The sequence below is a fragment of the Nocardiopsis sp. NPDC055824 genome (assembly GCF_053616335.1).
In genome coordinates this window covers 172950-192872 of sequence record NZ_JBSHDN010000001.1, presented here as the reverse complement: position 1 = coordinate 192872, position 19923 = coordinate 172950, and the positions used below count along the sequence as shown (strand labels likewise).

21 protein-coding genes and 1 pseudogene are annotated in these 19923 nt (G+C 69.1%); 15 read left to right on the top strand and 7 right to left on the bottom strand.

Features of this window, described 5'->3' with window-relative positions; all coding sequences use genetic code 11:
- Positions 1-62 precede the first annotated feature (62 nt).
- Positions 63-584, bottom strand: a complete 522-nt coding sequence (locus ACWGL3_RS00785; protein WP_452460614.1) for a restriction endonuclease — start codon at positions 582-584, stop codon at positions 63-65.
- Between the two features lie 349 nt (positions 585-933).
- Here ACWGL3_RS00785 and ACWGL3_RS00780 point away from each other — a divergent pair, with 349 nt between their 5' ends.
- Complete coding sequence (locus ACWGL3_RS00780; RefSeq protein WP_267949255.1) at positions 934-1914, top strand: bile acid:sodium symporter family protein; 981 nt, start codon at positions 934-936, stop codon at positions 1912-1914.
- A 63-nt stretch (positions 1915-1977) separates the two neighbouring features.
- Here ACWGL3_RS00780 and ACWGL3_RS00775 read toward each other — a convergent pair whose 3' ends face one another.
- Together ACWGL3_RS00775 and ACWGL3_RS00770 are read right to left on the bottom strand one after the other, a co-directional pair.
- The gene (locus ACWGL3_RS00775; RefSeq protein WP_267949256.1) at positions 1978-2910 is read right to left on the bottom strand and encodes an SRPBCC family protein; all 933 of its coding nucleotides are present in this window, start codon (positions 2908-2910) and stop codon (positions 1978-1980) included.
- A complete protein-coding gene (locus ACWGL3_RS00770) occupies positions 2907-3152 on the bottom strand; it encodes a hypothetical protein (protein WP_267949257.1) in 246 nt (81 codons plus the stop codon). The genes ACWGL3_RS00775 and ACWGL3_RS00770 overlap by 4 nt, the downstream gene beginning before the upstream one ends.
- A gap of 259 nt (positions 3153-3411) precedes the next feature.
- On the opposite strand from ACWGL3_RS00770, the gene ACWGL3_RS00765 reads away from it, so the two are divergent.
- Positions 3412-3687 (top strand): hypothetical protein, encoded by a 276-nt coding sequence (locus tag ACWGL3_RS00765; protein ID WP_267949258.1) that lies wholly within the window; start codon positions 3412-3414, stop codon positions 3685-3687.
- A gap of 616 nt (positions 3688-4303) precedes the next feature.
- On the opposite strand, the gene ACWGL3_RS00760 is transcribed toward ACWGL3_RS00765, so the two are convergent.
- The 3 genes from ACWGL3_RS00760 to ACWGL3_RS00750 are packed head-to-tail and all read right to left on the bottom strand — an operon-like array spanning position 4304 to position 5582.
- A complete protein-coding gene (locus ACWGL3_RS00760) occupies positions 4304-4564 on the bottom strand; it encodes a DUF397 domain-containing protein (protein WP_452460609.1) in 261 nt (86 codons plus the stop codon).
- An 8-nt stretch (positions 4565-4572) separates the two neighbouring features.
- On the bottom strand, positions 4573-4776 hold the full coding sequence (locus ACWGL3_RS00755; protein ID WP_452460608.1) for a DUF397 domain-containing protein: 204 nt from the start codon (positions 4774-4776) through the stop codon (positions 4573-4575).
- Complete coding sequence (locus ACWGL3_RS00750; protein WP_452460607.1) at positions 4776-5582, bottom strand: helix-turn-helix domain-containing protein; 807 nt, start codon at positions 5580-5582, stop codon at positions 4776-4778. Before ACWGL3_RS00750 ends, ACWGL3_RS00755 begins: the two co-directional genes overlap by 1 nt.
- 259 nt (positions 5583-5841) lie before the next feature.
- On the opposite strand from ACWGL3_RS00750, the gene ACWGL3_RS00745 reads away from it, so the two are divergent.
- The 6 genes from ACWGL3_RS00745 (at position 5842) to ACWGL3_RS00720 (ending at position 10525) form a co-directional block, all read left to right on the top strand.
- Entirely contained in the window at positions 5842-6816 is a 975-nt protein-coding gene (locus ACWGL3_RS00745) for a helix-turn-helix domain-containing protein (protein ID WP_452460606.1), read from the top strand.
- 157 nt (positions 6817-6973) lie between these two features.
- Entirely contained in the window at positions 6974-7504 is a 531-nt protein-coding gene (locus ACWGL3_RS00740) for an ATP-binding protein (RefSeq protein ID WP_452460605.1), read from the top strand.
- A complete protein-coding gene (locus tag ACWGL3_RS00735; protein WP_452460604.1) occupies positions 7504-7983 on the top strand; it encodes a hypothetical protein in 480 nt (159 codons plus the stop codon). Before ACWGL3_RS00740 ends, ACWGL3_RS00735 begins: the two co-directional genes overlap by 1 nt.
- A gap of 92 nt (positions 7984-8075) precedes the next feature.
- On the top strand, positions 8076-9254 hold the full coding sequence (locus ACWGL3_RS00730; RefSeq protein WP_452460603.1) for an AAA family ATPase: 1179 nt from the start codon (positions 8076-8078) through the stop codon (positions 9252-9254).
- Positions 9255-9839, top strand: a complete 585-nt coding sequence (locus ACWGL3_RS00725; RefSeq protein ID WP_452460602.1) for a DUF4276 family protein — start codon at positions 9255-9257, stop codon at positions 9837-9839.
- A 131-nt stretch (positions 9840-9970) separates the two neighbouring features.
- The gene (locus ACWGL3_RS00720; protein ID WP_452460601.1) at positions 9971-10525 is read left to right on the top strand and encodes a pentapeptide repeat-containing protein; all 555 of its coding nucleotides are present in this window, start codon (positions 9971-9973) and stop codon (positions 10523-10525) included.
- Positions 10526-10547: 22 nt separating this feature from the next.
- On the opposite strand, the gene ACWGL3_RS00715 is transcribed toward ACWGL3_RS00720, so the two are convergent.
- Positions 10548-11801, bottom strand: coding sequence for a hypothetical protein (locus ACWGL3_RS00715; RefSeq protein WP_452460600.1), 1254 nt, complete (start codon positions 11799-11801; stop codon positions 10548-10550).
- A gap of 764 nt (positions 11802-12565) precedes the next feature.
- Here ACWGL3_RS00715 and ACWGL3_RS00710 point away from each other — a divergent pair.
- The 7 genes and pseudogenes from ACWGL3_RS00710 to ACWGL3_RS00680 all read left to right on the top strand — a co-directional run bounded on the left by ACWGL3_RS00710 (position 12566) and on the right by ACWGL3_RS00680 (position 19527).
- On the top strand, positions 12566-13858 hold the full coding sequence (locus ACWGL3_RS00710) for a Fic family protein (RefSeq protein ID WP_452460599.1): 1293 nt from the start codon (positions 12566-12568) through the stop codon (positions 13856-13858).
- Between the two features lie 424 nt (positions 13859-14282).
- A complete protein-coding gene (locus ACWGL3_RS00705; RefSeq protein ID WP_452460598.1) occupies positions 14283-14825 on the top strand; it encodes a class IV adenylate cyclase in 543 nt (180 codons plus the stop codon).
- Between the two features lie 79 nt (positions 14826-14904).
- On the top strand, positions 14905-15429 hold the full coding sequence (locus ACWGL3_RS00700; protein WP_452460613.1) for a type II toxin-antitoxin system RelE/ParE family toxin: 525 nt from the start codon (positions 14905-14907) through the stop codon (positions 15427-15429).
- Positions 15430-15486: 57 nt separating this feature from the next.
- A pseudogene (locus ACWGL3_RS00695) lies at positions 15487-15881 on the top strand (3'-5' exonuclease); the annotation flags it as partial.
- 379 nt (positions 15882-16260) lie between these two features.
- Entirely contained in the window at positions 16261-17592 is a 1332-nt protein-coding gene (locus tag ACWGL3_RS00690) for an FAD-binding oxidoreductase (protein WP_452460597.1), read from the top strand.
- A 580-nt stretch (positions 17593-18172) separates the two neighbouring features.
- A complete protein-coding gene (locus tag ACWGL3_RS00685; protein ID WP_267949288.1) occupies positions 18173-18955 on the top strand; it encodes a hypothetical protein in 783 nt (260 codons plus the stop codon).
- A gap of 290 nt (positions 18956-19245) precedes the next feature.
- Positions 19246-19527 carry an N-6 DNA methylase gene (locus ACWGL3_RS00680; RefSeq protein ID WP_452460596.1) on the top strand — a complete coding sequence of 94 codons (282 nt, stop codon included), beginning with the start codon at positions 19246-19248 and terminating at the stop codon, positions 19525-19527.
- The last annotated feature ends 396 nt before the right edge of the window (positions 19528-19923 follow it).

Here is a 19923-nt window from a genome sequence, read left to right as displayed (position 1 = left end):
GGCCCGCAGTGCCCGGCGGACGGCGGGGAGCGCGAGGCTCAGGCCCGCGGGGACCGAGCCGCTCAGGCCCGCCGGGGCTCCGGCACCTCGACGCCGCCCATCCACCGCGCCAGCCCGTCCCGGTCCACCAGGACCATGTGCTCCGCGCCCTCGCGGGCCGCGGCCTCGGTGAACCCGTTGGAGGCCACGAAGATCCCCTGGTAGCCCTCGAAGCTGCTGTTCAGGATCCCGATGAAGGCGCGGACGTCGTTCGGGGGCACGGGGTGGCGCCACCGCTTGCACTGGACCACCACCTCGCTCCCGCCGGGGGAGCGCGCGGTGATGTCCGCCCCGCCGTCGTCGGCCCCGCCGACCACGATGACCGCCGTGTAGCCGTGCACCCGCATCAGGCCCGCGACGTACTCCTCGAACTCCGTGCCGGACATCAGGTCCAGCTCCGACAGGTCGGTCCGCGCGAGCGCCCGCCTCTCCCGGGCCCTGCGCACACGGCCCACGGCCCACCAGGACAGGGCGGCCACCGCCACCGCCGCCGCGACCCACAGCAGGGGCCTCGGGGCGCTCTGGGCCACCCACGCGCCGACCATGAGCGCCACCACCGCGGCGAGCACGGCGCCGTGCCGGTGCCTCCACACGAACCGTCGTTCCCTCGTTCCGACGTCCACGTTCCTCCCGGGGGCAGGGTCCTCTGCCGGACCCCTTCCCCGGGAACGCCGTTCCTCACGGGGATCCGGGCCGCGGCCCTGTGGCGGTTCCCACGGAGCCGGGCGGTGCGCGACGGGACGGTCCCGGGTCCCGTCCCTGGTCCGCGGGCACCCCGGACGAAACACAGGCGTCACCGGCGGACTACCATGGCCGCGCGGTGCCGACCGGCAACGGCGGCAACCGTCCGGGGACAGTACCCACCGCCCCCGGGGCACACAAGGAAGTAGTCCGATGACGGTCATCAAGAACATCGCCGACTTCGTCGGCCGGTGGTTCGCCCTGCTGGTCCTGGCCGGAGCGGCCGTGGGCCTCGCGGTCCCCGACCAGGCCGCGCTCGTCGCCCCGCACGTCTCCCTGCTCCTCGGCGTCATCATGTTCGGCATGGGCCTGACGATGCGTCCGGTCGACTTCGCGATCGTCGCCAAGCACCCCAAGGCCGTCGTCCTCGGCGTCCTCGCCCAGTACACGGTCATGCCGCTCCTGGGCTGGGGCATCGCCCACGCGCTCGGCCTGCCGCCCCTGCTGGTCGTCGGCATGGTCCTGGTGGGCTCCGCGCCCGGAGGCACCGCCTCCAACGTCATCGTCTACCTCGCCCGCGGCGACGTGGCCCTCTCGGTGGCGATGACCTCCATCTCCACCATGCTCGCCCCGTTCGTGACCCCGCTCCTCGTGCTGGGCCTGGCAGGGTCGTCCCTGCCCGTCTCGGCCTCCGACCTCTTCCTGTCGATCCTCCAGGTGGTCCTCTTCCCGGTCGTCGCCGGTCTGCTGCTGCGCATGGCGGCGAAGCGGTTCGTGGAGAGGATCCTGCCGGTCCTGCCGCTGGTGTCGGTCGTGGGCATCGTCCTCGTCGTCGCCGCGGTGGTCGGCGCCAACGCCGACGCGGTGCTGTCCACCGGACTCCTCGTCGCCCTGGCCGTGGTGCTGCACAACTCCCTCGGCCTGGGTCTGGGATACCTGGTCGGCATGGTCGGCGGGATGCCCGAGAGCGCCCGGCGCGCGGTCAGCGTCGAGGTGGGCATGCAGAACTCCGGGCTCGCTGCCGCCCTCGCGACCGCGCACTTCGCCCCGCTCGCGGCACTGCCCGCCGCGCTCTTCTCCGTGTGGCACAACCTGTCGGGCGCGCTCGTCGCGACCTACTGGGCCCGGCGCGCGCCCCGCGACGCGGCCGGCACGGAGGAGGCCGCTTCCACGGAGGCGTCGCCCCGGGACTGACCCGCAGCGGCACGGGCGGAGGTCCTCCGGGCACCGACCGGGGTCCTCCGCCCGGCGGCCCCGCTACGACGCGGCGGCGTGGGCGATGGCCTGGGCACTGCCCCGCAGCATGTTCCGGCTGATCCACCGGAGCATGCGGTTGGCGATCCGGCCCCGCACGGCGTTGGGCCAGTCCATGAGCAGGTGCAGTCGGGCGTGGTCGCCGACCGGTTCGACGACGATCCGGACCCTGCGGGGGGTCTCGGAGTCCGGGTCCCGCGTCCAGGTGACCTCGCGGTCGGGGGCGCTGTGCGTGACGGACTCCCGGCTTGTCTGCCCCGACATGGCGGTCAGCTCCACGACACCGCCGCCGAGCTGCCGCGACGACACGGCGGACGGCTCCCACTCGCTCCGGCGCTCCGGGTCGCTGACCAGCTCCCAGACCCGTTCCGCCGACACGGGCACCTCGAGGTCGTAGGTCGTGTACTCCCGCCCCTCGGGCGGCTGACCGTCGAGGTGGGAGCCGTCCGCCGGGGACGGCTCGGGGGCCTCCACCGGCTCGTCGAGGTCGCGCCGGAACTTGTCGGTGTCCACGTCCAGCTGGTCCAGCAGCCTGCGCACCCGGCCGCCCTCGTCGTCGATCAGCGCCGCGAGCAGGGCTGCGTCGCCCCCGCTCCACGGGCAGTCGGTCTCGATCTCCTCCAGGCGGGGGTTGAGCGGAAGGAGCCCTGGCTGCCCACCACCTGAGGGGGGCGGCACGGGCGCGTCGATCCCGAGCAGGGCGAGATCCTCGCGGAGGATCCCGTCGATCGCCGAGCGTCCCTCGGACAGGTTCACCCCGGCGTTCATGAGCAGACGGGCGCCCGGGCCGCCGTTGACGAGTATCCCCAGGAGCAGGTGCTCGAAGCCCACCTCGTACCGGCCCGCGCGCGCCGCCTCACGGCTCGCGGCCTCCTGGATCGCGGCCCGGTCGTAACTCCTGCTGAGCAGACCCTGCTTCGGTGACGGGTTCGTCATCCTTGTCCTCTTTCGGTCGCTTCGATATGACGCAGCCGTTTCCCGTACTTCTTGTGGACGGCCTGACGGGTCACCCCGAGTGCGGCGGCGATGGAGGACCACGACTCGCCCGAGCGCAGAGCCTCCTCGACCTGCCGCAGTTCCAGGGAGTCGACCACCGCGCGCAACGAGGCGACGGCGCGCAGCCCCTGTACGGGGGTCGACGTGTCCGATGCGACGGCTGCCAGTTCTACCGCGTCCATGCTGTCAACCTAGGTTGCGCGACCTTGACTGTCAACCTGGGTTGCGCGTGTGTGCCGGTGCACGTCCGTGCAGCCGGGAAGGAGGGCGCTCCGGGTGTCATGGGGTCGAAAACGCCCAAAGGAACTGTTCTGTCGCCCTCGGTGCCGAAGCGCTACCCGTGTCGGACGGGGTTCATGTGTCCTCCACATGGCCTGAACCGGACACGGCTCTTCCTGTGATCGGCGCACGACCCAGCGTGATTGTTGTCAGGCTTCGTGTATGCCTGAGCAACGACGTCCGCTCTTCATCCCCTGCTCCGGGTTCCTCGCGCTCGCCCTCACCGCAGCCCTGGGAAACCCGCACGTGCTCCTCGCCCCCTGCGCGCCTCCCACGCAGACCGCCGCCCCGGCCCCCGTCCCCGCCGACGAACGGGAGACGGCCGCCCGCCGCCGGGCCCGCGGCGGACACGACCGCGTCCGCGCGCTCACCCGCTGCCCCCGGCCCCCGAAGCGCCCCCTGGGCCGGGTCCCGCACCCCCGCTGCCACTTCGACTGACCCCCACCCAGACGTCGGCGCCCGGGGCCGTGGCGGACCCGGGCGCCGGCCCCCAGGGGGTGCCACGGTGCGCCGACAAAGCGCCCTCAGACCTCCGGCCCCGGGACAGCGCAGGCGTCGGCTCGGCGAAGTCGGCCCTGCCCGGGCCGCCCGCCGCCGGGTGGCGGGCCCCGGCCGCGTACGTGCCCTCCAGTACTGCCACGCCGTCTGTCGGTGTCGTCGTCATCCCACCACCCGGCCCGCAGGGACCGCGCGTGTGCCGGCGGCGATCGGACACCGCGTTCGGAGGAGGACCGGTTCCGCCGCTCCGCCCGCCCCGAACCCCGGATGTCGACCCCCGCCCCGACCGAGAGAGAAGATGCGGGGGAACCGCATAGAAGTCGGGGTTCTGACACGAACACCCTTCGGGCCTGTGAGCTGCACTGTCAGCGCCGTGAGCCTGTTCGACCGTGGAACGAACACCCGACGGACAGGCCGACCCCCGCTGACAGGGCGACTCCGTCAGCGGGCCGTTGACCGGGTGGGGGTCGTGTGCGAGCCTTCCAGCCCGAGCCGTGGAGCGCGAAACCCCGCCTGCTGATTTACGGCAGGCGGGGCCGAATGCTCTGGGGGAGTGTCAGGGGAGGTCTCTCCGCGCGGCGCCGAGGAAGGCCTGCCACTCGGGGGCAGGGAAGGTCAACAGGCCCAGCTCACGGTTCTTGGTGTCCCGCATCGCTGCTCCGGCCTTCAGATCGGCAACCTCGACACAGTGACTTTCGGTAGCACTGTAGCTCGCGGTGCGCCAGGGGGAGGTCGGTGCGAATGGTATCGGGGCGCGCCCTACCTCAACGCAGTTGTTGTCCCCTCCGCTGTAGCTGGACTTGAACCACTGGATCACCGCAGCTCCTACTCCTTAGCGACGCTTACGAAAGCTTTCCATTCGCCGACGGTGAAGAAGAGCGCGCCCAGTTCGCGGTGTTTGGTGTCCCGGACCCCCGTGACCGGCCCTTCCGAGACCTCTACACACTCGCCGCGCTCAGCGCTATAGCTGGAGGTATGCCAGGGGGCGGTGTGAACCAAGCTCGTCTCGATGGCTTCCTGCTCAGTCATCAGGGCTTCTCCAGGTCGTCCGCGAGGTCGCGGATGAAGTCTTGCGTGTCGTCCAACGGCAGAGCAGCGGCCAGCATGTACTCGAACCTGCTCTCATGGTCGGCCAGCTCCTTGGGGCCTTCGAAGAAGTGTCCGCTCGGAAGGACGTCGATGTATCCGACCCGGTCGGTTTCGCCGAGATGCAGCAGGGTGTAGCCGCAGGGCTGCGCCATTCCCTTGGACAGTAGCAGGACCTGAATGTCGATATTCGGGCGCTTGTTCAGCTTCATCAGGTGCTGGAACTGGGTTCGCATCACCTCTGGCCCGCCGACGAGACAGCGAAGCGCTGATTCGTCGATGATCGCCCAGATCCGGGGCGGGTTGTCGCGGTCCAGGATGCTGGTGCAGCGCTCGATCCGGGCTGCGACGCGCTTTTGTCGCTCCTTCGGATCCGCTACGAACCCGCGTGACATCAAGGCCTCGATGTAGTCGGGGTGCTGGAGAAGTCCCGGAACGACGCCCATCGCGTACTGCTGGATCTTGGGGGCCTCGTTCTCGAGGCTGTAGAAGGCGTTTCCCGCTACGTCCTCGTGCTGGAACCACCAGGGCTTCTGCTTGCGAGCGGCCTTGGCGATCTCCACCAGCTCTTCCCGAAGGGCATCACTTGCGCCGTACAGGCGGCAGAGCGCGGCTACCGCCTCCGTCGTCAGACGGACGAACCTGCCGTTCTCGATTCGGTAGAGCTTGCTGGTGTCCCAGCCCAGTTCGTCGGCGACCTGTTCCTGAGACAGCTTGGCCTGAGCTCTCAGCCGTTTGAGCTGGCTCACCAGGTAGTGCCTGCGGACGGGGGAGCCCTGGGCCACGGCAGCCTCCTTCGTTCCAAAGACGTCGCGCCGGTCGGCGCAGGTCGGGGACATCATCTCACCGCATCCAAAGAGGACATGTGTTCATAATGCGGACCACTTTAAATGCAGGCCTTGTAAGTTTGATGGTCGGTATCTAGCTTAGGGGTGGAAGCGGAGCCCGGACGGACGTTGGTCGGGCTCGGCGATGAGAGAGCACACGGAAACTTCATGGAGGACTGTCATGACCGTTGAACAGCGGATACGCAAGCGTGCAAGTGGCGTCGGTCCCGATGCTGCGCCTCCTGACCCCTGGCCCCGGTTCGGGGCGCGGGTACGGGCCGCGCGTGAGAGCGCCGGGATCTCCCTCCAGCAGGTCGGCTCGGACCTGGTCACCGACCACCGAAAGATCAGCCGGATCGAAGAGGAGGATCAGATCCCCGACCTGCGCACGGCAATGGGCCTGGATCGGGCGCTCAACGCCGAGGGGGTCCTCTGGGACGCGTGGGCGCAGACCCACATCACCACGCGGCTCAAGGAGGGCGCGACCGTCGCCGACCTCCTGGAGCAGGTCTTCCAGTTGCGTGCCTACGCACCCCTGGTGATTCCCGAACCCTTCCTCATCGGCGACTACTCCGGGGCCCTCGACCGGATCGAACGCCTCCTGGAGGACCACCGTCGGCTCAAGGACCGTCCCCGCATCGGCAGCCACCACACCGCGGGTTCCGGACCGCCCTACTTCGGGCTCGTGGTGGACGAGGCCGCACTCACCCGCGTCGTCGCCGATGCCGGAGTCACACGGCGCCAGCTCGAACACCTGCATGAGCTCACCACACGCGAACGTGTCGCCCTCCACGTCATCCGCGAGGACGTCACCCACCACCCCGGCCTGCGCGGCGCGTTCTGGACGCTGTCCTTCTCGCCCCGGCACGCGCTCGCCTACACCCCGCACCCGCGTGGCCCCGGCCACCTCGTCACGGACGCGGTCCAGGTCAAGGGCTACTCCGACCTCTTCGCGACCCTCCAGGGAGTGGCTCTGCCAGCCCACGAGTCGGTCCGGCTCCTGGAGAGGGCCGTTGAACGGCTCTCACCGTCCGCACCGGCTCCGAGCCCCGGCACGGCCATGCCGTCCCAGCCGTCCCCCGGCAAGCCCTTCCCGGAAGCCGAACTGCGGGCGCTGACCACGGGAGACGTTCCGGCGCACGCGTTCGGTCACTGACAGGTCCGGGCCCCCGACGTCCGGAGCGCCATGCTCCCGGGCCCCTGTTCCATCCCCCACGTGCCCCTGGCCGGGCATGAATGAGCTCTGGCGGGTGGGTCGGAGCACCCCCAGAGCACGGCCAGCGTCAACCACTTCTCACAAAGGAAACACTGACATGGCCATTGTGCCGCAGACCGCCACGTCCGCCTACCCGGGGCGGTCCTGGAACGCCCGCCTGTACCCCGGGAGCCTCGCCACCACCGCGCGCTTTCGCGAGGACCTCCGCCACGACCTGGCCGGACTCGCCGTAAGCGCTCCCGACCTGCTGGACGACCTCCTCCTGTGCGGCAGCGAGATGTTCGCCAACGCCGTCACCCACACGCGCTCCGGCCGTGCCGACGGCCGGGTCGTCCGCACCCTGTCCGTCCCCGCCGCCACCGACCGCGGGACCACCCTGCGCCTGTCCGTCATCGACGACGGCCTCCCCGACGACAGCGCCGGGCTTCCCCGCATCCCGGTGCAGCGCACCGCCCAGGAGTGGGAGGACGCCGAGTGCGGCCGGGGCCTGCTGCTCGTCTCCAACCTCGCCGCGGCGTGGGGAACACACGCCGTCGTCGACTTCCCCTTTTGCGGCGCGCTGGGCACGGTCGTCTGGGCCGAGTTCACCCACGCCACCTGCTCCTCCGGCCCTGCGGCGGGGTGCTGATGAGCGCCGAACCCTCCATCCGCGCCCGCCGTGTCCTGGACACACCTCGGGGACAGCGCTCCGCCCACTCCGGCGCGGCCTGTCCACGCTCTGCGGTCTCGACCGGTCACAGCGCACGCGAACAGCAGCTTCTCGCCCAGGTGCGCGACAACCCCCGCGTCACCTACCGCCTCGAACACGGCGTCCTGCCCGCCTGGATGGAGATCCAGGACGCACGCCTGGCCCAGAGGCCCGCGGTTCCCGCACCCTCGCCGGAACGCCCGGCCGTGCTTTCGGTGCCGCGCCCACGACCTGCCTCCGACGACGGACCTCCGTCACCGGTGCCCGCCCCGCGCCGGACACGATCGTCCCTGCCCCGCCGACCGCACAGCCACCGCAAGCCCCGTCGCCGGGCCCGCGCCGCCTGGCGCCTGACCGCCTACACCCTCGCCGCCGCGGTCGGCGCCCTCGCTTACCACCTGTCCGCCTTCGTCCTCTGACCCTCGACACGCCCCAGGCCGGGTGGCTTCCGCTGCCCGGCCTCGCGGGTCGTGGTGGCGTCCAGAGTTCAAGATCCTGAAAGACTGAACCCATGCAGGACAACCGATTCTCGCTCACCCGGGTGCGATTGAAGCACTACAGGAGCATTGCGAAGACCGACATCAGGTTCGGGGATCTGCTTTTCCTGGTGGGCCCCAACGGCTCGGGCAAGAGCAACTTCCTCGACGCGCTGAGGCTGCTCTCCGAAGCTCTCCAGACTTCGCTCGACCAGGCCTTGCGCAGTCGGGGCGGGGTGGCGGAGGTGCGTCGTCGTTCCACCGGTCATCCGAACCACTTCGGTATCGACCTGGAGTTCCGGGGGCCTGACTTCTCGGGCTCGTACGGCTTCGAGGTCGGCGCTGTCCAGGGCGGCGGTTTCAGGATCACTCGAGAGGAGTGCCGAGTCCACACCACCGGTGAGGGCGAGTCCCGACACGGATACTTCAAGATCCGAGGAGGGAAGCTGACGGAGCAGTCCGAGCCTGTCATGCCTCCCTCGAGTGAGAAGCGGCTGTACCTGGTTTCCGCTGCGGGCATCGGCATCTTCGAGCAGGTCTTCGAAGGCCTCGTCGGCATCAACGTCTTCAGCCTCAACCCCGACGCCATGCGAGATCCCCAGACACCGGACTCGGGGGAATTCCTTCGCAGGGACGGGTCCAACGTCGCGAGTGTCCTGCACCGGCTGGAGAACACCGCGCAAGGCCGCATCGAGGACTACTTGCGGCACATCGTCCCCGGGATGCGCGGGGTGTCGCGCAAGGACCTCGGCAACTGGGAGACCCTGGAGTTCGCCCAGGACGTCCAAGGCTCTGACAACCCGTGGCGTTTTCCGGCCCAGTCCGTCTCCGACGGCACCTTGCGTGCTCTGGGAGTCCTCGTCGCGCTCTTCGCCGACACCGGACACACACTGAGCACCATCGGGATCGAGGAACCTGAGAGCGCTCTGCACCCAGCGGCTGCCGGTGTTCTTCTGGACGCCCTGCGCGACGCCAGCGAACGACGGCAGGTCATCATCACCAGCCACAGTCCGGACCTGCTGGACCGGGACGACTTCGGGATCGAAGAGCTCTGCCCGGTCCGTTCCGTGGGAGGCGAAACGAGAATCGGCCCGATCGACACGGCCGGCGCCATGGCGATGCGCGAACACCTCTACACCCCGGGCGAACTGCTCCGCACCGACCAGTTGCTTCCCGAGCCGGAACAGCTCTCCCCGCCGTCGGAGGGGGACTGAATGCCGCAGGTGACGATCGCCCCCATCGTCGAGGGCCATGGGGAGATGCCTGCGATCCGCACCCTCATCGACCGGATCAGTCTTGAACTGATGGGCACCTACGTTGAGGTGGCTCAGCCGTTCCGGCTCGATTCGGCGAAGATGCGTAAACCCGAGGAGCTGGCCAAGGCGGTCAGGTTCCAGTCGGCACGGGTTCGAGACCGCGGAGGTGTCCTCGTGCTTCGTGACGGCGACGACTCCGACATCACCTGCCCGGTCGAACTTGCTGCGTCCTTGGCCCCGGAACCGGATCTGGTCACCGTGCCCGTGGAAATCGTGATCGCCCGCCATGAGTACGAGGCATGGTTTCTGGCCGCCGCAGAATCCCTGCGCTCGCACCCCTCGGTCCACGATGACGCGAAGGCTCCCGAGGACCCTGAAGGCAAGCGCGACGCCAAGACTCAGCTGCGCGGCATCATGAACGAGTCCTACAAGGAGACCCTCCACCAGGCGAAGTTCACCGCCGTGATGGACCTGAACCTGGCGGTGGAGCGAAGCCGATCCTTCCGGCGCATGGTCAACGCGATCCGCTCCCTGAGCGGGTAGAGGCTCCGAAGAGAAGGGGGAGTGTCCGCCAGGGTCGGCGAATTTCTCGAGTGCGCCCGACCCACGACCCCGAAGGCTCGTCCGACAACCGCTCCACGTGGGACAACTGGAAGAACGGTGAGGGAGTCAGTATGGAGACCGCCAGAGTTCGGGGCGCGAAGGTGCTCATGCCCAGCGACGACGAGGCCCCGGTGGCCTCGTGGACATATCCGAACCCGCTGGAGGAGGAGAGGGTTGCCAACACCGACTTCCGGTCGGTGGACCTGTCCTCACACCGCCTGGTGGACGTGGCCGTCGACCGGTGCCGGTTCCGCGCATCGAGGCTGATGGGGGTATCGCTGGTGCGGGTGTCCCTGCGGGATGTGGTTTTCGAGGGCTGCCAGTTCGACTACGCCACCTGGGCCCGGGTCCGGGCCGTGGGCGATGTGGCGTTCGTGGGCTGCTCGTTCAAGGAGACCGTGTTCGAGGGGTGCGATCTGCGGGATGCGGTCTTCGACGACTGTGCCTTCGGGGTGGATCTGCAGGGGACCTCTCTGGTCGGCGCGGACCTGCGGTGCTGCGACCTGTCGGGGTTGTCGGGGCTGGCGTCGTTGCGCGGGGCCGAGGTGAGCGCGATGCAGTTGCGTCAGCTCAGCGAGGTCATGGTCCGAGACCTGGACCTAACCGTGTCCGAGGTACCGCTGTAACCGGCCCACGCCGACCGAGGCCTCACAGACGTCGGGTGTTGAACCGTTCCTGGAGCTGACGCAGGGCGTTCTCATCGACGGTGGAGGCGAACCCGGAGCGCTGCGCGAGTACCGCTGGGGACGGGTTCCCACGCTGCTTCCGTTTCCCGCTCCGCCGCGATTCACCTGGAGCCTTGTCCGTCGCAGGAACCGGCCGTCCCTGCCGTGGGACGAGGGGAACACGCGACGGGGCACGATCCTCCTGCACCTGAGGGCCGACCGGGCCCTCGTGCTCTTGGGACGCGCGCAATGCGGTGGATCGCTCCTTCGCCTTCGGGACCAGGACAGTTTTGGGCAGCAGTCCTCTCAGAGCCTTCCTGCTCACCTCCAGCAGATCGTCTGCCTCATGCCGGTACCGGGTGATGCCGATGTCGCTGGTGTTCAGGATCTGCCTGAGCCGGGTGCTGTACTCGCGGACGTCCCGCCACTTCCGTTTCTCCAGGGCTGTGCGCAAACGGCCGATGAAGGGGTGAGGCATGACCTCGCCGGGAGTGCGCGCCCCCGAGGACCGTGGGGCCGGCACGGCCCGGGCCTGCTGCTTTTTCTCGGGCAGTGCCACCGCGGGCGGTTCCGTGGGCCGCTTCATCTCCAGGGAGCACTCCTCGATCGGACGCCACCAGGTCTGGCCGTCGAGGGAGGTCGTTCCGACATCGACCTTCCGCTCGAAGCCCTCGGTCCGCATGCGGAAACGGAGGGCGTGTCCCTCGGACCGGGTGAGCCGGTGGACCAGCTCGGTGTTGTCCCGCACGAACCAGGCCTGCGGCATGTCGGCCCCTTGGTCGAGCAGGCGTCGGACACCGGGGCCGATGCGCTCGGTGAACTCGAAGAGGATCGCCGGACCTTTGCCGGTGGCCGCCAGGGTGAGCCGGTCACAGGTGCCGCCGTTCTCGAAGTCGCCCTCGAAGAGCGCTTTCCGCCGGGGCAGGCCCTGGGCGTCGAGCCAGCGGTTGACCTGTTTGCCGGCAAAGAGGTGGTCGGCGCTGTCGATCCCACCGTGCTGGCGGGTGCACTGGTTGGTGCTGGAGTGGTGCGCGAAGTGCGCCACCTTCTCCCGGTAGATCTTGACCCCTACTTGACCACCGCAACCGCCGAGCAGCTCGCCGCACCAGAAGGTGGCGTCCTGGTGCCGATCCCTGAAGCCCAGGGCCAGGTGTCGTTCCATGGGGAGGAACACGGGCTCATCGGAACGGCGCCCGCCGAGAGTCGCGGTCTGGACCAACCGGTGATCGTAGGTCATGGAGAACGAATAGCAGCGGGTCGGCGGGTCCGGTAGGGGCGGAGCCCGGTTGGCCGGGTTCGGTCATGCGGTGAACCGGTTGTGTCGTGGGGGCGGCCCTTTTCACGAGGCAAATCCGGATCGGGGCGTGTGCGCTGGGCGTCGGTGCTACCTCCACCCGGGGTCGTGTGGGAACCCTGCCCGCGTCCGGGAGGTCGGCATGGGTTCGGAGGGCGAAGCGTCAGCGGACGGTCGGCATTCCGTGCGCGACACCGGCCCGTGTGGAGAAGGCACGCGCCTGTTACCGCACCCCTGAGCGGCCGGAGCTGTCGGTGACGGTGGACACGGTCACGGGCCTGGGGTCGTTCGTGGAGACCGAGATCGTCTCCGAAGGTGCCCGGGAAGAGATCGTTCTTCGGTTGGAGGCGACCGAGCGGCTCCTGGGGCTGTGGTCGCACCCGGTGGTGGTACTTCCGTACCGGAACCTGGTCCTGAGGGATGGAAGGGCGAATCCGGCGAACAGGACCGGTTTCGCCCGGGATCGTCTGCCTCCTCGAGCTTGTCCCAGCCATGGCCGGGCCCATCCCAAGGTTCGCTCGGTGCACCCTCCCGAGGGGTCCAGGGGGCCAACCCAGAGGGTTGTCACATGGACCCTGGGGCGGACTCGTGGTCCTTGCGGGAGCGGGACCGGTATGGCCAGGAGAATCCTTGAACGAATCACCCATCCATCAAAGCTTCGCTTGTTATCCTTTGATAGATAGTGGCTCAATGCAAGGAAAACGCTGATGGCCACATGGGAAGGGGCGCACTGGAAGTCCGGTGTCGGCTCCGGGGTGCCGCGCTCCGCACGGCTCTCCGGGCACTACCAGCGCTACGTCCCCGACGGTATAGACGGCCTCGCCCTGGCGGTCGACGGAGCCCTTTCACGAAGGGCCAACACGGTCGAGCGCAGCATTCGTGCTCTCAACGGCCCGAACGCGGAGAACCTGGCCGGCATCGCACGCTTCCTCCTGCGCTCGGAGGCCATCGCCAGTTCACGGATCGAGGGCATTGCACCGTCGGCGCAACAGGTAGCCCTCGCCGAACTCGGGCAGTCAGAAGCCGTTCGCGGGGTCTGTGAACAGGCCCGACTCGTGGCCAACAACATGACGGTCGTGCGCCGCTCCACGACTGAACTCGTCGAAGCGGACACGTTGACGGTTGACCACATCGTCGAACTCCACCGATCGCTGCTTCCCGACCAGCCTCACCACCACGGGCTGCGCACGGCGCAGAACTGGATCGGCGGCTCTAACTGGAACCCCATCGAAGCCGACTTCGTCCCCCCGGCTCCCGAACGGGTCCCCGTGTTGATGGCTGATCTCCTCGACTACATGAACGGGGCGGCACATGCCTCGTTGATCCAAGCCGCCGTCGTCCACGCCCACTTCGAGACGATCCACCCGTTCACCGATGGCAACGGGCGGGTGGGTCGCGCCCTCATCCACACGGTGCTGGCACGACGCGGGCTGACCGAGGACGCGATCCTTCCGATCAGTCTCGTGCTCGCCACCCTGCGGGACCGCTACGTCGACGGGCTCGGCGCCTATCGACACGGCGCGCCGCCAGGGAGCGCGGAGGCGAACGCATCGATCAATGCGTGGCTGGAGACCTTCGTCCAGGCATGCGCCATCGCCGTTGAACAGTCGGTGGCGCTCATCGGACAGATAGACGATCTTCGCACGTGGTGGAACGAACAGCTGTCCGCCCACCGGGAGTCCCTCGGGCGGCGTGCCGCTCCACGTGCGGATTCGGCCGTGGCTCGCCTGCTGGGGCGGCTGCCCGAGGCTCCGGTGGTCACGGCGACGACCCTGGCGAGGACCCTCGGGGTCTCGTTTCCGGCGGCGAGCGCGGCCTTGGACGAACTACGCCAGGCAGGGATCCTCCAGACCAAGGCGATCGAACGGGGTGCGACCGCCTACCTGGCCCGGGATGTGCTCGACCTGATCACCCTGGCGGAGCGCACGCTGGCGAGTACGAGGTTCGACACCAGGGCCTCCACTCCGAATCGTCCGGTGCCGGCGCGCCCCCAAAGCTGACCCGGGGGCAATACCCGGGACCTGTTCGGGGAGGCGCCATGACGCGGGACCACTGTGACCGCGATGCGGTTGCGCCAGCACGCGCCCCAGGTGACCGGGACGTGCACGCCCTCGCTTGCCGCGGCACTGCCTCGCTGGTGTGTGCCACGTGGTTCGGTTGTGGGCGAGGCCCATGGGCGGGTGGCCTTTCGCAAGGGCGCGGCGTGCACTCCGACAGGAGGGGTGCGGGATCGCCCTTCGCCGCCGGCCGGGTCCCGGAGACTTGCATGGCCATGCGGGTGGCGCGTTCGCACAGCTCAGGCGGTCATTCCCTCGGTGTCGGCATGTCTCCCGACCTTCCTGGGACTGAGAGCCTCCATCACCACCCGCACGAGACAGAGCATCGCGAGGGTCCATCGATGAGGAAGAGCAGGAGAGAGCCGCTATGAGCGTGATCGAGTACGAGGCCAAGGTCCTGGACATCGACCCGCGCCGGACGGCCCAGTGCATCCTCGACAAAGGCGGGGAAGACCTGGGCGAGGTGTTGCAGCGCCGCTACGTGTACGACATCGAGCCCGGGGACGCATCGCGGTGGGTGCGCCTGCGCGACACCGGAAGCCAGGTCACGCTCACGGTCAAGGAGATCGACTCCGACGCCATCGGCGGCACCCGCGAGACCGAGACCGAGGTCGGCGACTTCGAGACCGCCAACGCCCTGCTGGGCAAGCTCGGCCACACCCCCAAGGCCTACCAGGCGAACCGCCGCCGAAGCTTCACCCTGGACGGGGCCCAGTTGGAGATCGACTCCTGGCCGCGTATCCCCGCCTACCTGGAAATCGAAGCGGACAGCCGTGCCGAGGTGGTGCGCGTCGCCGCCCTGCTCGGCTACACCAAGGCGGAGCTGACGGGGGAGAACGCCACCAAGGTCTACGCCCGGCACGGCATCGACCTGGCCGCGATAACGGATCTGCGGTTCGAGGGGAGCTGACACCGGAGTGCCGTGTGCCCGCTGTGCGACGGGCACACGGCACGAACCAGTGGTGGAGGACACTGACCAGGCCAGGGCGATGCCCGGGGCCGCACCGATGACCACGGGTGTCCGGCTTCTCCTGCGCCGAACAGCCCCCTGGTCACGGCCGCCGCGACCGGCGTCCTCGCCCACCACCTCGCCGGGTCCCTGCTCCGACCGTCCCTCCCGGTCCGACGCTCGGGGAGGGGCTCCTTCCCGGCCATCGCCCTGGGACCCTGGATCGTCGGTGTCAATTCCGGCCAAGGAATCACGCCCGCCCGCGCGCCCCGACGCTGCGAGGAACGCTCGCGTGCAGCCTCTCGCTCCGGGAACGCCCGCCACATCGGCCCGCACCGTATCCTGGCCCGCCTCGGCGCGAGCGGTATGGACAAGGTGTACCTCGCCCGCACCCCGACAGCCACCTGTGCGCACAGAAGGTCGTGATGGACGACCTCGCCGGGGGCGCCCGTTCTGGCGGGTCCGGGTGGGCGACCACCGGGTGGTGTACACCGTGCACGACGGCCGGTTTCTGGTGCTCGTGCTGACCGTGGCGCACCGCCGCGAGGTCTACCGCGACTTGTGAGCCCCGCCGCGCCGCCCGGGGGCGTGACGGCGGTCGATCTGGTGGTCGCCGTCCGCCCCCAGGCCCACCGAGCACGCCGCGGATGCCTCGGGCGGGGAGTTCGACGCGCTCGTGGACAGGGTGCGCGAGTGGATCGAACCCGCCTCCATCGCCGTCGCCGCGCGGGCACTGCGCAAGGCCGGTGAGGAGGATTCCGAGGGTGAGGGCGGGGAGTATGCACTCACTCAAGGGGCTGGCGTTCCGCTGTGTCGCCGCCATCGACATCAACGACGGAACCTTGCCCTTCATAAAGGCGGTCACATCCGAAGCTGTGGACCCCCTGCAGTACCGGACCGACCTGATGGCCGAGCGGTGCCTGCTCTTCGTCGCCTGCACCCGTGCGCACGACCACCCGTACGTGTCGTGCATCAGGGAAGCCCAGCCCCTTCCCGGCCGAGGCGGGCATCGCCTGACCTGATCGGGACAACAAGGCCGTGACGGAAGTGACGGTTGACGACGGTGGGGCGGCCCCCTGAGGACTGCTCCGCTCCGGCCGACAGGTGACCGGTTCCTCGCCTCCGGTCGAGAGGGTCGCTCTCGGAGAGGCGTCGTCGGCTCGGAGGTGGTCGTGTGGGGCAGGAGACCGTGCGGACGCGCGCACGCAGGCGGGGCGACCTGAAGCTCCAGAGACACCCCGTTAGGGCGGAAATTACGCATTGGGCCAGGTCAAAGGTGCGCGATAGGATTGATCTGCTCCCTGCGGAGCAGTCGCGATCGAGGTGCGCCATGGACGATGGAACGGCGGCGGCACCGACCGCCGCGATCGACTTGAGGTCTCGGGTGAAGGGGCCTGTGATCACCCTTGGGGACGAGGGCTACGACTTCGCCCGCAGTGTGTGGAACGGGATCATCGACAAGTACCCCGCGGCGGTGGTGCGGGTGGCGGACGAGGACGACATCGCGGCGGTGATCGCCTACGCGCGTGACCACGACCTCCCACTCGCTGTACGGGGCGGCGGCCACGGGGTCTCGGGGAACGGCACGGTCGACCGTGGCATCGTTGTGGACCTGGGTGACTTGAGAACCGTGGAAGTCGACGACGCGCAGAGGGTTCGGGTCGGCGGCGGCGCCACGCTCAGCGACGTCGACAGCGCCACAGCTCCCCAGGGGCTCGCGGTACCCCTCGGCGTCGTCTCGCGGACTGGTGTCGGCGGCCTGACGCTCGGCGGCGGGATCGGCTGGCTCACCCGCTCCTACGGCCTCTCCGCTGACAACCTTCTGGCCGCGGACCTCGTGACGGCCACAGGCGACCGGGTCCGCGCGAGCGACACCGAGAACGCCGAACTGCTGTGGGGCCTGCGGGGAGGCGGAGGCAACTTCGGCGTGGTCACGCAGTTCACCTTCCGCGCCCACCGCCTGCCGACGGAGCTGTGCGCGGTCAACTTCATCTACGCCGAACCGCGGTGGCCCGAAGCCGTGCGCGCGTGGGAGGAGTGGACCCGTGACCTGCCGGACCCGATGCAGTCGATCATGACGTTCATCGTTCCACCGGCCGAACTCGAGGCCGGCGACGAGCCGTTGCTCCTACTGTCCGCGTTCTGGTCGGACCCCGACGACCGTGCCACCGGGGAGCGGCTCCTCGAGGACCTGCGGCGTGCCGTCCCACCCGACGCGGAGGAGGCCGAGACCGACTGGACGGCCTGGCAGTCCGCGGTGGACGTGCTGGGGCGCAAGGGACTGCGCGGGTACTGGAAGAACACCTCGTTCGACACATTGGACGACGCGGTGATCGAGGTCCTGCTGCACCGGGCACGCGAGCAGCGCTGGGTGGGTACCGGTATCGACGTCCACCACATGGGTGGGGCGTTCGCCCGAGTTCCCGAGGACGCGACGCCGTTCCCGGCACGCACCTCGCGCTTCTGGCTGAACGTCTACGGGGCCTGGCCCGATCCGGCCGACGACGCGACGCGCACCGCCTGGGTGCGCGGTTTCGCCCATGAGATGGAGCCGTTCTCCTCGGGCGGGCTGTACGTGAACTTCCTCGGCCGCGACGAGGGGACTGACCGGCACGAGGCGGCGCGGGCGGTCTACGGATCCGAGAAGCTGGACCGGCTCGTTGCGCTCAAACGGCGGTACGACCCGCAGAACATCTTCCACCTGAACCACAACATCCCGGTGGAGTGACCGGGGTCCGGGCCACGGCTCCGGATGCTCATGGAAGCCCCGGAGGACCTACAGGAAAAACGGTTCGACCTCCAGGCCCGGTACGGTGCAGACCCGCCATCTGTTGAACGAGCCCAACGGGAGCCCGGCAGCAGTTCGTCGGAGAAGACTTGCGAAGGTGCCGCCCTGACTTCTGCGGTTGAGCTGCAAGAGCGCCGGTGGACCGCCTCGAAGCCGCATACGGTCCGAGCGACCGCGCTTGTCAGCTCCTGCACCTACCGGTGATGTTCGGGCTGCGACTGCGGGTCCGTTCGACTCCGACCACACGCACTGCCCGACGAATTCCCGGCACTGTTCCGTGTTGGATACGACGGAGGCACTGGCACGGGTACGGGTTCGGCCCCTACCTGTCCTCGCAGCAGCCTGTTCCCACACGATTCCGTCACCTGTGCGCCGAGCACCAACACGACTCTGTCACCACCCGGTCACAGCACAGTGGCCGTCCCTCGGATACCGGATACCGCCCCTCCCATGAGAGGAAGAACGGAGGGTCCCGACATTCCCCGCCGGGTCCCTCGTCGGCATCCCTCTCGGAGGTCCCATGGCGCACAACCATTCCTGCGCGCACGCCAAGAACCCCGGCTGCGCGTGTGCCGGCTGTGCCGGCAGCCTGCACGGCTGGCCAGGCTACTTCGACCGCGCCGAAGCACCTGAACCCGAACGCGAACGGTTCCGTCGCCACACCGACCTGGAATGGCTCTCGGCACTCGGAACCGGTAAGCGGCAACAGAACCACTTGAAGGCTCCGACCCTGCGCATGAGGAAGGCCGCGAACGACAGCGCGGTCGCCGACGCGCTGACCTGGCTCGCCCACGACCCCGCCCGCGTTGCCCGGGGACGCCGTCTGGGCCGCGGGCTGCATGAGGAGGCCCTGCCGGAGCTGCGCGACCACGCTGGTCGCCACTCGGCACAGCTGCCCGACCTGAAAGAACTGGACAGGGTTCTCCCCGGCCACTTCTGGTGCTCCCTCCTGGTCCAGCTCTCAGGTGCGGGAGATACCGTCCAGCGTTACTCGGACCGGGTCCCCCAGGTCGCCGCGGAACTCCTCCTCGATGGCGAGACCCCTCCGGGCTGGGGGCAGGTGCAGGACCACGTGGCGGAGGTCGCACTGACCGCGGTCTGGAAGTGCGCCGGGTACGTCCTCCTCGGTGACTTCGCCAACCTTGTCCGACTCATGCGGTTCATGTCGTTGTTCATCTGCCCCGCCCCCGCACGCCACCCGCTCATCGTCCGGCGCGGATTCCTCCCCTTGGGCGAGGGCGTGCTCGCCGAAACCACCCTGACCCGGCTGCAGCAGGCCTACCTGACCGATTCCGCCCCCTGAGGCCGGGTGGCCCGCAGGCCTGCCGGATCGGACACGCACCGTCAGCGCTGACCACAGGTGTCCACCCACCGCCGGTCGCGGCGGCGTTGCGAAACCGTCGGAGCGGAGTCGGCGCAGAATGCCAGTGTGTTCCCCTTGCCGGCGGCCACTCTGCGGAGCGAGTGGTAGCAGTGGCGTACGAAGCAGAGGAGCGAAGGGCTGTTCCCCGACAGCGCCCCCTTCGAGGACTTTCCGGAGGCGCGACTCGGCGAGGTCGCCAGGCTGTCCGTGCCCTTCTCTCCCGGAGCGAGATGCGGAAGAACGAGGTGCGGATCGGGGAGGTCTTCGACCGTTTTCGGAGCCTGGCCGGGGAGCGTATGGGCAGGGCCGGTGGAGAGTTCTTCACCCCCCGTTCCGTGAACGAGCTCATCGTCCGCCGGGCTGACCTGCGCCTGGGCATGCTCGTGGGCGACTTCTACGCGGGAGTCGGTGGAACCCTGGTGACCGCTCTTGCGCGCGTGGGTGCGCCGGCTCTGGAGACTTTCTTGCGCGGGGCCTGGACGAGTCTCTGCTCGCCCAGGCCAGGGAGCTGATCCGGACCCGGCGGAAAGCGCTCGTGCACACCGTTCATGCCTGGGGTGAGCACTGTGGGAGCGGAGCGCCGCTGCGGACCGCAGATTTCAGGACAGGCTCAGGGAACTCGGTCTGGACCCGGGCCCGACAGCGGAAAGGGAGGACGGGCTGCTCCGGTGAGGGATTTCCTCCCTTCTCGTCCCGTCAGGTATGGCTGGTCCGCTCCCGCCCTGCTTCTGCAGACGACCTGATGGGAAACGGCGAACACAGGGGCGTCGCACTGACGATGTCATCCACGCCAAGGGTTCGTCCGGAGTGGCCTCCTCCGTGCTCGTGCCGAGGAGGAAGCCGGTGTTGGCGAGAGTGAAGGCCGTGGCCAGTGCCACTCCCAGGAGAAACACGGCTGTCAGCCACTC

Coding starts and splice junctions, on each gene's coding strand:
- ACWGL3_RS00785 (WP_452460614.1), bottom strand. CDS start 584: ATGGTCGGCGCGTGGGTGGCCCAGAGCGCCCCGAGGCCCCTGCTGTGG.
- ACWGL3_RS00780 (WP_267949255.1), top strand. CDS start 934: ATGACGGTCATCAAGAACATCGCCGACTTCGTCGGCCGGTGGTTCGCC.
- ACWGL3_RS00775 (WP_267949256.1), bottom strand. CDS start 2,910: ATGACGAACCCGTCACCGAAGCAGGGTCTGCTCAGCAGGAGTTACGAC.
- ACWGL3_RS00770 (WP_267949257.1), bottom strand. CDS start 3,152: ATGGACGCGGTAGAACTGGCAGCCGTCGCATCGGACACGTCGACCCCC.
- ACWGL3_RS00765 (WP_267949258.1), top strand. CDS start 3,412: ATGCCTGAGCAACGACGTCCGCTCTTCATCCCCTGCTCCGGGTTCCTC.
- ACWGL3_RS00755 (WP_452460608.1), bottom strand. CDS start 4,776: ATGACTGAGCAGGAAGCCATCGAGACGAGCTTGGTTCACACCGCCCCC.
- ACWGL3_RS00745 (WP_452460606.1), top strand. CDS start 5,842: ATGACCGTTGAACAGCGGATACGCAAGCGTGCAAGTGGCGTCGGTCCC.
- ACWGL3_RS00740 (WP_452460605.1), top strand. CDS start 6,974: ATGGCCATTGTGCCGCAGACCGCCACGTCCGCCTACCCGGGGCGGTCC.
- ACWGL3_RS00735 (WP_452460604.1), top strand. CDS start 7,504: ATGAGCGCCGAACCCTCCATCCGCGCCCGCCGTGTCCTGGACACACCT.
- ACWGL3_RS00730 (WP_452460603.1), top strand. CDS start 8,076: ATGCAGGACAACCGATTCTCGCTCACCCGGGTGCGATTGAAGCACTAC.
- ACWGL3_RS00725 (WP_452460602.1), top strand. CDS start 9,255: ATGCCGCAGGTGACGATCGCCCCCATCGTCGAGGGCCATGGGGAGATG.
- ACWGL3_RS00720 (WP_452460601.1), top strand. CDS start 9,971: ATGGAGACCGCCAGAGTTCGGGGCGCGAAGGTGCTCATGCCCAGCGAC.
- ACWGL3_RS00715 (WP_452460600.1), bottom strand. CDS start 11,801: ATGACCTACGATCACCGGTTGGTCCAGACCGCGACTCTCGGCGGGCGC.
- ACWGL3_RS00710 (WP_452460599.1), top strand. CDS start 12,566: ATGGCCACATGGGAAGGGGCGCACTGGAAGTCCGGTGTCGGCTCCGGG.
- ACWGL3_RS00705 (WP_452460598.1), top strand. CDS start 14,283: ATGAGCGTGATCGAGTACGAGGCCAAGGTCCTGGACATCGACCCGCGC.
- ACWGL3_RS00700 (WP_452460613.1), top strand. CDS start 14,905: ATGCCCGGGGCCGCACCGATGACCACGGGTGTCCGGCTTCTCCTGCGC.
- ACWGL3_RS00685 (WP_267949288.1), top strand. CDS start 18,173: ATGGCGCACAACCATTCCTGCGCGCACGCCAAGAACCCCGGCTGCGCG.
- ACWGL3_RS00680 (WP_452460596.1), top strand. CDS start 19,246: ATGCGGAAGAACGAGGTGCGGATCGGGGAGGTCTTCGACCGTTTTCGG.